The organism is Bradyrhizobium sp. UFLA06-06 (assembly GCF_054820065.1).
Window position 1 is genome coordinate 1 of the sequence record NZ_JADFUD010000119.1, and the last position, 10889, is coordinate 10889.

Here is a 10889-nt window from a genome sequence, read left to right on the forward strand (position 1 = left end):
GCCGCAGATCCGGGACGTCGCCGCCCTGCACGATGCCGAACAGCATGTAGCCGTCCGGCGCCGCCTCGAAGGCGCGCTTGGAGCGCTCGGCCCAGCGCAGCGACAGCTGCATCGCGCGCTCGATGTCGGCGCGCTCGGCCGGCAGCCGGACGCACTCGTCCATCTGCATGGCGATGTCGGAGCCGAGCAGCCGCTGCACCTCGATCGAGCGCTCCGGCGACAGCTCGACCTTGGTGCCGTCGATATGCGAGCGGAAGGTCACGGCCTTCTCGGTCACCTTGCGCAGCTCCGACAGCGACATCACCTGGAAGCCGCCGGAATCCGTCAACATCGGGCCGCCCCAGCCGGTGAAGCGCTGCAGGCCGCCAAGCCCGGCAATGCGCTCGGCGCCGGGCCGCAGCATCAAGTGATAGGTGTTGCCGAGCACGATGTCGGCGCCGGCATCGCGCACCTCGCGCCAATGCATGCCCTTCATCGCGCCCGCGGTGCCGACCGGCATGAAGGCGGGCGTCCGCACGAGGCCGTGCGGCGTGGTCAGGCGCCCGGTGCGGGCGGCGCCGTCGGTTGCCAACAGCTCGAAATGGTTGGGAAGATTCATGCGGCTGCTTATTGCGTGTCGCCGGTGCCCGATCAACCCGTCGGATAACGGCCCTCGCGCGACTTCGTGAACACGGGCAACCGGCCGGACGCTTGCCTTGCATCGTCCGCCCCGCTAAACAAAACGAAACAGTGTCGTTTTATGACGACAATATGGCAACCGGCTTCCGCAGCGACGTCAATCCGCGAACGTGACTGGCAGAGATGGTCTCACCCCCTAGCGCCCGGCCCGCCGGCGCCGGCCCTCGGATGACGGCCGCCCGCACGATCCGGCAAGCGGTCCTGCTGTGCGGCCTCGCCTTGGCGCTGGCGGCCTGCAGCTCGCTGCCGCGGATGCCCTACACGGCCGCCGATGCCGCCAATGCGCGGGTGCTCGACATCGACGGGCTGCGCCGCTATGCCGACGAGCCGGCGTCAAAATTCAAGCTCGAGAAGAGCGACCTCGCCCCGATCAAGACCTACCTCGCGCTCTCCGGCGGCGGCGCCGACGGGGCCTATGGCGTGGGCGTCCTCAACGGATGGACTGCGGCCGGCAACCGCCCGGCCTTTTCGGTTGTTTCCGGCGTCAGCACCGGCGGACTGATTGCGCCCTTTGCCTTCCTTGGCCCGCGCTACGACGACACGCTGAAGGAGGTCTACACCTCGGGCATCGCGGAAAGCCTGCTGCAGGATCCGAGCCTGATGCGGGTGCTGTTCGGCTCCGGCCTGTTCGGCAACAAGCGGCTGCGCGAACTGGTGGCGCGCTACGTCGGGCCGGACATCCTGAGCGAGGTGGCGCGCGAAAACGCCAAGGGCCGAAAGCTCCTGATCGTCACCACCGATCTCGACACCCAGCGCACGGTGATCTGGGACATGGGGCGGATCGCCGCCGTCGGAACGCCCGAGGCGCTGCAGCTGTTTCGCGACGTGATGGCCGCCTCCGCCAGCATCCCGCTGGTGTTTCCGCCGATCATGATCGACGCCGAGGGCCAGGGCCGGCGCTTCCAGGAGATGCATGTCGACGGCGGCGTGACCGCGCCGGTGCTGACGCTGCCGGACGCGCTGCTGTTCCGCGAGCGCGGCTGGGCCGCCAATGGCCGCATGAACATCTACATACTCGTCAACAAGAAGCTCGAAGGCAACTTCGAGCTGGTGTCGAACTCGACGATCGACGTCGCCTCGCGCAGCATTTCCGCGATCACGCAGGCGCAGACGCGCTCCGTCATCCTCTCGACCTATGACTTCGCCCGGCGCAACCGGCTGGGTTTCCATCTGTCCTATATCGAACGCGACTATCCGGCGCCGGAAACGCAGGGCTTCGACACCGCTTATATGCGCGCGCTCTACCAGTACGGATACGACAAGGCCGCCGCCGGGCAGGCCTGGACCACGACGCCCCCATGAGCGGCCTGCTCCCGGTACCGCCGAATGGACGAATCCGCACCGCGCGGGTTATAGACCGGACAGACCCGTCCGACGCACAACGAGATGAATGGGCAAATGGGATTGACGGCAACCAAGGCCAAAGCGGCCAAGCGCAGCGTGATCAAGTCACGCGGCGGCCGGCCGACGCGGGACGCCGCGATCGAGCGCGACCAGCGGCTGATCGAGGTCGCCACCCGCCTGTTCCTCGAGCGCGGCTTCGATGCGACGTCGATCGACGCGGTGGCCGAGGCCGCCCGCGTCAGCAAGCCCACCGTCTACGGTCAGTATGGCGACAAGCGCGGCCTGTTCGCCGCGGTGCTCCGCCGCGAGATCGCCCGCTGGCTGGCCCCGCTCGCCGCCGCGGCGGCCGAAGCGCAGACCGGCGGCAACTGCGACGGTTCGGTCGAGGAACGGCTGACCGAGCTCGGCCGCCAGTTGTTGGTGCTGAATTGCAGCGCCGACTCCATCGCCTTCAGCCGGATCCTGACCGCGCAAGCGATCAATTTCCCCGAGGTCGCCAAGCTTGCCGTCGACGAGGGCTGGTCGAAGGCGGTTTCCACCACGGCGGATTTCTTCGACCATCTGGTCGACATGGGTGTCCTCGACCTAGAGGACACCACGATCGCGGCCGAGACATTCCTGAACATGGTGGTCGGCCACACCCACCGGATGGCGACATTCGGAATTCCGATCGACATGAAGACCGCCGAGACCCGGATGGAAGTCTCGATCCGGCTGTTTCTTGCCGGCGCCGTCGGGCCGCAGGACCGGCTTCGCGGTACGGCCAAGGAAGCGACGAAGGCGCGCCGCCGCCCAGCCCGCTGACAGTTTTAGGATCGTTGCATCGTCTCACACGTTGTCGTGATGAACCTTGAAGAAAACAGAACGAAACCGTATTGTTTAGTTGCAATGAGACGCGGAACCCAAGTTCAGCCCCCCAACGGTTTCGTGTCGCCTTGTAACTTCGATCGTCACGACGGAGCTGCCGCCATCGCTCCGTCTGAACGTTCGGCGGCCGACCTCTGACTAACAAAGGTCGGCCGCACTTTCTCTGCCCGGGGGGCGGTTCGACGCGACGGATGCGACCATGACGACGGGACGATTACACGCACTGCGGCATTGGGCATTCGGCACGCGGCTGCTGGCAACCGCGCTCATTGCCCTGCCCTTCGCGACGCCGGCCTACGCGATCACGAGCTCAACGGCCGCGGCGCTCACCCCGCAGGACAACGACACCGCGCTCGACGTGCACGCGGTTCGCCGCGAGCTCGACAGCTTCCAGGCGGCCCAGATCTCGCTGCGCAAGGCGATGGCGATTGCGGAGGCGCTGCACTCCGGCTCGATCACCGCCGACATCAGCTTCGACGGCGCGTCGGAGCCCGCGGTCTACCGGGTCAAGACCATGCAGCAGGACCGCATCTGGCGCCACGCCATTGACGCGGCGACCGGCGAAGTGGTGGGTGGCGAGGCCGCCGCGCCGCTGAAGTCGCTCGGCACCGAAGACCGTGACAACCTCGCCGTGCTCAGGGCGCTCCGGCATCGCCTCGCCGACGCCGTGCGGGTGGCCGAGCGCACGACCTCGGGAAAGGCGATCAGCGGTGGCCTGATGCGCGAACGCGGCAAGCTCAATTTCGTCATCGTCGTGCTCGCCGGCAGCGATCTGAAAGAGGTGATCCTCGAACCGCCCGGCGCGCGCAGGCGCTGAGGCCGGCGCGGGACTCGCCAAGCCTTCCCTTGCCAAGTTTTCCCTCGCCAAGTTTTCGCCCAAAAGCCGTTGACGGACGCCGATCTGTCCCGCATAAGTCCGAACCATGATCACCGCGACCAAATGCACCAGCAAAACCACCAAGCCCTCCGGGGCCTCGGGAGGCGTGCGCGCGTAGTCGGTCGAACCGCATCATCTCTACCCGAAGCCCCGCCTGATGAAGGTCCGGGGCTTTTTTATTGCCTGCAGCCCAACAGCATGATCCGGAAAAGTGGGAACCGGTTTTCCGATCAGATCATGCTCAACCGAGACTGAAATGGAGGACAAAGTGAGTAACGATCCCGTCGTCGCGATTGTCGGCGTCACCGGCGCCGTCGGCGCCGAATTCATCGCCACCATGGACAAGCGCGGCTTCCGCGTCGGCAAGCTGAAGGCGCTGGCGAGCGCCCGCTCGGCTGGCAAGACCGTCAGCTTCCGCGGCAAGCCGGTCGTGATCGAGGAGCTGACCGAACGCGCCTTCGAGGGCGTCGACATCGCGCTGTTCTCGGCCGGCAGCGGCATCTCCAGGAAGTTCGCGCCGCTTGCGGTGAAGTCCGGCGCCGTCGTGGTCGACAATTCCTCGGCGTTCCGGATGGATCCGAACGTGCCGCTGGTGATCCCCGAGATCAACGCCAACCGCATCCGCGACCACAAGGGCATCATCGCCAACCCGAACTGCGCCGCCATCACCGCGCTGGTGCCGCTGTGGCCGATCCACCAGAAGAACCGCATCAAGCGCGTGATCATCTCGACCTACCAGGCCGCGAGCGGCGCCGGCGCAGCCGCGATGGAGGAGCTCGTCGAATCGACCCGCGCCAATCTCAACGGACAGGTCTACACCCCGAAGGTGATGCCGCACCCCTACGCCTTCAACCTGTTCAGCCACAACACCGCTATTGATCCGCAGACCGGCTACAACGACGAGGAGACCAAGGTCATCAAGGAGACCCACAAGATCTTCGAGGACGAGAAGATCGCGGTCGGCGTCACCTGCGTGCGGGTGCCGGTGCTGCGCGCGCATTGCGAGGCGATCACCTTCGAATGCGAGAAGCCGATCACCGAGGACCAGGTGCGCGCGATCATGGCGCGGGCGCCGGGCGTCAAGGTCGTCGACGATCGCACCAAGAACTACTTCCCGATGCCGATCGACGCCTCCGGCCAGGACGACGTGCTGGTCGGCCGCATCCGCAAGGATCTCAGCGATCCCAGCGGCCACTCGATCTCGATGTTCGTCGCGGCCGATCAGCTGCTCAAGGGCGCCGCCCTCAACGCGGTGCAGATCGCCGAGCTGCTGCCCGAACGCGCCATGGCGTGAATGCAAGAACCGTCATCCCCGCGCAATGGCGCAGCCATTGTCGCTGGAGGAGCCCGCGCGGCGGGCGTCTCGAAGGATGCATCGGCCCCAGTCGGGCGTCGCCCTTCGAGGGCCGCTGAAGAAGCGGCCGCCTCAGCGACAAAGGCGAAGCCTTTGCGCGGGGGTGACGGTGAAGCAGCCGTGCTTGCGGAGCTAGCCTCGCGCGCGAAACAGCAGGCACGCGTCACCGTAGGAGTAGAACCGGTAGCCATCCCTGATCGCGTGGGCGTAGGCGCGTTGCATCGTCTCGAGGCGGGAGAACGCCGAGACCAGCATGAACAGCGTCGAGCGCGGCAGATGGAAGTTGGTCAGCAAAATATCGACCGCGCGGAAGCGGTAGCCCGGCGTGATGAAGATCGAGGTTTCCGCCGCAAACGGCTCGATCGCGCCGTCGGCATTGGCGGCGCTTTCCAGCAGCCGCAGCGACGTGGTGCCGATCGCGACGATCCGGCCGCCTTTTGCGCGCGCGGCATTCAAGGCGGAAGCGGTCTCGGCGGAGATGCAGCCCCATTCGGCATGCATCTTGTGCTCCGAGGTCTCCTCGGTCTTCACCGGCAGGAACGTCCCTGCCCCGACATGCAGCGTCAGGCGGTGCAGCTCGACGCCGCGGTTCTTCAGCGCGGCCTCCAGCGCGGGCGTGAAATGCAGCCCCGCCGTCGGTGCTGCGACCGCGCCCTCATTGGCGGCGAACATGGTCTGGTAGTCGCTGACGTCCTGGTCGTCAGGCGTGCGCTTGGAAGCGATGTAGGGCGGCAGCGGCGTGGCGCCGACATCGGCGATCGCCTGGTCGAGCACCGGGCCATGGAACGAGAATGACAGCGTCACCTCGCCCTCCTGCCCCTTGGCCTCGACCTCTGCATCGAGATTGCCGAGCAGGCAGACCCTGCCCTCATTGCCGAAGCGGATGGTGTCGCCGGGGCTGAGCTTCTTCGCCGGCTTCACCAGCGCCTGCCAGCGCGAGCCGTCGAGCCGCTTGATCAAGGTCGCCTCGATCTTCGGCTCGGTGTCGCGTCCGATGCGGCGACCCTTGAGTTGCGCCGCGATCACCTTGGTGTCGTTGACGACGACCTGATCACCCGGCTCCAGCCACTGCGGCAGGTCGGCGATCGCGGCGTCGCGCAGCACGCCGTCCGGATGCACCACCAGCATCCGCGCGGCATCGCGCGGGCTCGCGGGGCGAAGCGCGATGCTTTCCGGGGGGAGTTCGAAGTCGAAGAGATCGGTGCGCATGGCGGTGACTAATACCTCAGCGCCGTCATTCCGGGGCACGCGAAGCGTGAGCCCGGAATCTCGAGATTCCGGGTTCGACGCTGCGCATCGCCCCGGAATGACGGAGTGTTTGACTTACGCCGCGTCGACAGCCATCCGCGCCTTGACGATCTTGTCCGGATCCTTCACCGGCTCGCCGCGCTTGATCTTGTCGACGTTCTCCATGCCCTCGGTGACCTTGCCCCAGACGGTGTACTGGCCGTTGAGGAACGAGGCGTCGTCGAAGCAGATGAAGAACTGGCTGTCGCCGGAATCCGGATTGGCGGCGCGGGCCATCGAGGCGGTGCCGCGGACATGCGGTTCCTTGTTGAATTCGGCCTTCAGCTTCTTGCCGGAGCCGCCCATGCCGGTGCCCTGCGGACAGCCGGTCTGCGCCATGAAGCCGTCGATCACGCGATGGAACACGATGCCGTCGTAAAAGCCCTCGCGCACCAGTTCCTTGATCCGCGCGACGTGGCCGGGCGCGAGATCCGGGCGCATCTCGATCGTGACCGGGCCCTGGGTGGTTTCGAGGATCAGAGTATTTTCGGTAGCAGCCATGCTCGCTTCTCCTGGCTTCGGGGTGGATACTTCTTATTCCTGAACGGGATTGCGAATGGACGGCCGGCGACCGCGCCGCCCAGGCTCTCGGTAAATGGCAACGGCGTACAGCGTTGCAACGTCTCCATCACCGCGACCCGGTATGCAATCCGGTCGTTGTCGGTCGCCTCCTGCGATTCATAGCTGATCCTGGGATGTCCGAGGATCGCGCCCTCGCGGTTGAAGCTGACAATGACGGTGATGTCGATCGGGCCGGCCTTGTCGGCCGGCGGCGGCCGCCAGCAGCGGTGGATGGCCAGAACAACGTCCTTGATCGTATTGAGTTGCTCCGGCTCGGCCGCCGCAGGTCCACCTAGCGCGAGCCACACCAGCAGCGGCGCGGCGAACCAGGCACGTGGTTTGCTGCGCGCCGCCATCGCGGATCACTTGATGTCGGATGCGACCTGCACCTTCACCATCTTGTCGGGATCGGTGACGGCTCCGCCAGGCGAGCCCGCAGATGCCTTCTTCAGCTTGTCGACCACGTCCATGCCCTGCACCACCTCGCCGATCACGGTGTACTGGCCATTCAGGCTCGATCCGTCGGCGAACATGATGAAGAACTGCGAATTGGCGCTGTCGACGCTGTCGCCGCGCCGGGCCATGCCGACGATGCCGCGCTTGAACGGGACCTGGGAGAATTCCTGCTTCAGGTTCGGATATTTCGAGCCGCCGGTGCCGTTGAAGTTCTGGCCGTCGCCGGTCTGCGCCATGAAGCCGTCCATCACGCGATGGAACGGCACGTTGTTGTAGAAGCCCTCGCGCGCCAGCTGCTTGATGCGCTCGGCATGCTTGGGCGCGATGTCGGTGCGCAGCTTGATGACGATGCGGCCCTTGGTGGTGTCGATCACGATCGCATCGGCCTTGTCGAGATTGGCCGGCAGCGGCTGCGCGACCGCGGGCACGACGCAGAGCAGCGCGGCAACGAATGCGAGAATGCGGATCATGGCAACTCCGGAGCTTTAACGTTCGGGGTGTGGCAGGCCGCCGGGGTCAGCCGGCGAACTTGGCCTTCAGGCTAGCGGCGACCGATGACGGCACGAATGAAGAGAAGTCGCCGCCCATCTGGGCGATTTGGCGCACCAGTGTGGCGGTGATCGGGCGGACCGCAACCGACGCCGGAACGAACACGGTATGCACCTCCGGCGCCATGGCCTCGTTCATGCCGGCCAGCTGCATCTCGTAATCGAGATCGGTGCCGTCGCGCAGGCCGCGAATCATCAGCGTGGCCTTGGACGCACGCGCCGCCGCGACCGTGAGATTGTCATAGGTCGCGCTCTCGAAGGCGCAGCCCGCCTGCTGGGCGATGGGGCCGAACACCTCATGGACCATGGCCAGCCGTTCCTCGGTGGAAAACAGCGGCTTCTTGCCGGGATGGACGCCAATGGCGACGATCAGGCGGTCGCAGAGGAAGACCGCCTGTTTCACCACGTCCAGATGGCCGTTGGTGACGGGATCGAAGGAGCCGGGATAGATCGCGATACGGGACATGGTCCCTCCTAACCCGCCCGGCTCTCCCCGGCAAGCCGCCCGGGTTCCATCGCCTGCTCGAAACAAATTTCCAGTCGTCCAGTGAACGAGTCCTGGGATGCCAGCGTCTACGGGGTGAATGTTTCGTCGGCCGTTGGCGGACGAAACAAAACCGGCCCTCGACGAAACCATTTCCCGCGGTGGCGAAGACACCAGGAAACTTGCGGCCGGTAGACGTTGGACAACGAAACGACGGGCCCGGGCGGCCCGATCAACTGGGGACCGTCATGATCAAGGCACTTTCCGCCATCGCTGTTGCCGCGTTCATTGCCGCCGCGCTCACCGTGCTGCCGGGCTTTGCGCCGCAGGTCGAAGCCTCCACCCCGCAGCCGCTGGCCAAGAGCGACCGTCTCGACGTCCACCCGGTCGGCAAGGACTGCTCGCAGCAGGCCTGGCCGAATTTCGAGGCCTCGTGCCTGCGCACCGCCGGCAACAAGACGGTGGTTCGCGAAGCCCGCCTGGTCACCGCCGACCGTACCCCGTAGCGCGCATTCAAGCGAAGTCGATCGTCAGCCTGGCGTAAGGTCAGGCCGTCACACAAAACCCAATGGTAATTTGCGACGTCCCGTCGCAGACTATCGTCTAAGGCGCCCGGCCGGATAACCCGGCGCGCGCAAGACATCGGGGGATTGCCGTGACGAGTACGCCCGCCATCGTTTCTTCTGGCCACCCCCCGTCCAGTCCGATCCCGGTTGCCGTCACGCTCGGTGCCCTCGGGGTCGTCTACGGCGACATCGGCACCAGCCCCCTCTACGCCCTGAAGGAAGCCGCCAAGGCCGCCACCCATGGCGGTCCGCTCACCGAGAGCGCGGTGCTCGGCGTGGTCTCGCTGATCCTGTGGGCGCTGATCCTCATCATCTCGATCAAATACGCGATGCTGATCCTGCGCGCGGACAACCGCGGCGAAGGCGGCATCGTCGCGCTCTTGGCGCTGCTCTCGGCGCGCAACGCGGCGCCCGGCACCTGGCGCGCCCATCTTCTGGTGGTCGGCCTGATCGGCGCCGCCTTGCTCTATGGTGACGGCGCCATCACGCCGGCCATCTCGGTGCTGTCGGCGATCGAGGGCCTCAAGGTCGACGCGCCCTCGCTGACCCCTGCGGTGGTGCCGATCACCGTCGTCATCCTGATCGGCCTGTTCATGATGCAGAAGCAGGGCACCGGCTTCATCGGGAGGATCTTCGGCCCGGTGATGCTGTTCTGGTTCGCCGTGCTGGCAGCGCTCGGCATTCACGGCATCGTCAAGGCGCCCGGTGTGCTGGTTGCGCTGAGCCCGCTCTATGCATTCGATTTCCTGATCCATCAAGATTTTCACGTCAGCTTCGCCATCCTCGGCGCCGCCTTCCTCGCGGTGACCGGCGGTGAGGCGATGTACGCCGACATGGGACATTTCGGCCGCTTTCCGATCCGGCTCGCCTGGTTCGCCGTCTGCCTGCCCGCCTTGGTGCTGAACTATTTCGGCCAGGCCGCGCTGTTGATCACCGACCCGACCGCGATCGACAACCCGTTCTTCCAGCTCTCGCCGGACTGGTCGCACTACCCGCTCGTGCTGCTCGCGACCATTGCCACGGTGATCGCCTCGCAGGCCATCATCTCGGGTGTGTTCTCGCTGACCCAGCAATCGATCCAGCTCGGCTTCCTGCCGCGCATGCACATCGAGCACACCACGAGCGATGCGATCGGGCAGATCTACGTGCCGCTGGTGAACTGGCTGCTCGCCGCCGGGACACTCGGCGCCGTACTGGTCTTCGGCAGCTCCGACGCACTCGCCGGCGCCTACGGCATTGCGGTGTCGCTGTTGATGGCGATCACCACGCTGCTTGCAGCGCTGGTCGCGATCCAGTGGGGCTATTCGCCGATCATCGTGATCGCGGTGAACGGCTTCTTTTTCGTGATCGACGCGATCTTCTTTGCGGCGAACTCGACCAAGCTGTTCGAAGGCGGCTGGTTCCCGCTGCTGCTCGCCGCTGCGGTGGCCTTCCTGATGCTGACCTGGCGCGGCGGCGTGAAACTGGTCGAGACGGCGCGCAGCAAGCTGCGTCAGCCGGAAGAAGATCTGATCGAGACCGCGGTCAACAAGTGCCACAGCCGGCTGCCGGGCACCGCCATATTCCTCGCCTCCGCCCCTAACGGCGTGCCGCTCGCCTTGACCCAGTTCGTCAAGCACAACCACGTGCTGCACCAGCGCGTGCTGCTGGTCACGGTACAGATCGAGGAATCCCCGCGCATCTCGGACGAGGATCGCGTTGTGGTTCACGACGTCACCCCGGGCATCATCCGGGTCATCCTGCGTTACGGCTTCATGCAATATCCGACCGTTTACGAAGGGCTGAAGCTCGCCTGCCGTCAGGGCAAACTGCCCGGTCTCCGGCTGACCGATGTGACCTACTACATCGGTCGCGAGACCATCATTCC

The 10889-nt window shown here is 65.9% G+C and carries 12 protein-coding genes; 6 read left to right on the top strand and 6 right to left on the bottom strand.

All coding sequences use genetic code 11. The features are described from left to right. Positions 1-598, bottom strand: a 598-nt coding sequence (locus IF803_RS41535) for a tRNA guanosine(34) transglycosylase Tgt (protein WP_461196064.1), incomplete at its 3' end; no start/stop codon positions are given. A 248-nt stretch (positions 599-846) separates the two neighbouring features. Here IF803_RS41535 and IF803_RS41540 point away from each other — a divergent pair. The 4 genes from IF803_RS41540 to IF803_RS41555 all read left to right on the top strand — a co-directional run bounded on the left by IF803_RS41540 (position 847) and on the right by IF803_RS41555 (position 5060). Next, positions 847-1980 carry a patatin-like phospholipase family protein gene (locus IF803_RS41540; protein ID WP_461196065.1) on the top strand — a complete coding sequence of 378 codons (1134 nt, stop codon included), beginning with the start codon at positions 847-849 and terminating at the stop codon, positions 1978-1980. A gap of 96 nt (positions 1981-2076) precedes the next feature. Next, positions 2077-2826 (top strand): TetR/AcrR family transcriptional regulator, encoded by a 750-nt coding sequence (locus IF803_RS41545; RefSeq protein ID WP_461196066.1) that lies wholly within the window; start codon positions 2077-2079, stop codon positions 2824-2826. 262 nt (positions 2827-3088) lie between these two features. Continuing rightward, positions 3089-3706, top strand: a complete 618-nt coding sequence (locus IF803_RS41550; RefSeq protein WP_304495326.1) for a PepSY domain-containing protein — start codon at positions 3089-3091, stop codon at positions 3704-3706. 316 nt (positions 3707-4022) lie between these two features. Next, positions 4023-5060: an aspartate-semialdehyde dehydrogenase gene (locus IF803_RS41555; protein ID WP_304495325.1), complete on the top strand. Its 1038-nt coding sequence runs from the start codon at positions 4023-4025 to the stop codon at positions 5058-5060. Between the two features lie 192 nt (positions 5061-5252). On the opposite strand, the gene queA is transcribed toward IF803_RS41555, so the two are convergent. The 5 genes from queA to coaD all read right to left on the bottom strand — a co-directional run bounded on the left by queA (position 5253) and on the right by coaD (position 8438). Then, positions 5253-6329 carry a tRNA preQ1(34) S-adenosylmethionine ribosyltransferase-isomerase QueA gene (gene queA, locus IF803_RS41560; protein WP_461196067.1) on the bottom strand — a complete coding sequence of 359 codons (1077 nt, stop codon included), beginning with the start codon at positions 6327-6329 and terminating at the stop codon, positions 5253-5255. A 114-nt stretch (positions 6330-6443) separates the two neighbouring features. After that, entirely contained in the window at positions 6444-6908 is a 465-nt protein-coding gene (locus IF803_RS41565; protein ID WP_028340742.1) for a peptidylprolyl isomerase, read from the bottom strand. Further along, entirely contained in the window at positions 6884-7324 is a 441-nt protein-coding gene (locus IF803_RS41570) for a hypothetical protein (RefSeq protein WP_411779926.1), read from the bottom strand. The genes IF803_RS41565 and IF803_RS41570 overlap by 25 nt, the downstream gene beginning before the upstream one ends. A gap of 6 nt (positions 7325-7330) precedes the next feature. Continuing rightward, positions 7331-7894 carry a peptidylprolyl isomerase gene (locus IF803_RS41575; protein WP_028340744.1) on the bottom strand — a complete coding sequence of 188 codons (564 nt, stop codon included), beginning with the start codon at positions 7892-7894 and terminating at the stop codon, positions 7331-7333. 46 nt (positions 7895-7940) lie between these two features. Continuing rightward, a complete protein-coding gene (gene coaD, locus IF803_RS41580; protein WP_028340745.1) occupies positions 7941-8438 on the bottom strand; it encodes a pantetheine-phosphate adenylyltransferase in 498 nt (165 codons plus the stop codon). A gap of 266 nt (positions 8439-8704) precedes the next feature. Here coaD and IF803_RS41585 point away from each other — a divergent pair, with 266 nt between their 5' ends. Both IF803_RS41585 and IF803_RS41590 read left to right on the top strand, forming a co-directional pair. Continuing rightward, entirely contained in the window at positions 8705-8962 is a 258-nt protein-coding gene (locus IF803_RS41585; RefSeq protein ID WP_038387125.1) for a hypothetical protein, read from the top strand. A 167-nt stretch (positions 8963-9129) separates the two neighbouring features. Then, a partial coding sequence (locus IF803_RS41590) for a potassium transporter Kup (RefSeq protein ID WP_461196068.1) occupies positions 9130-10889 on the top strand: 1760 nt, incomplete at its 3' end.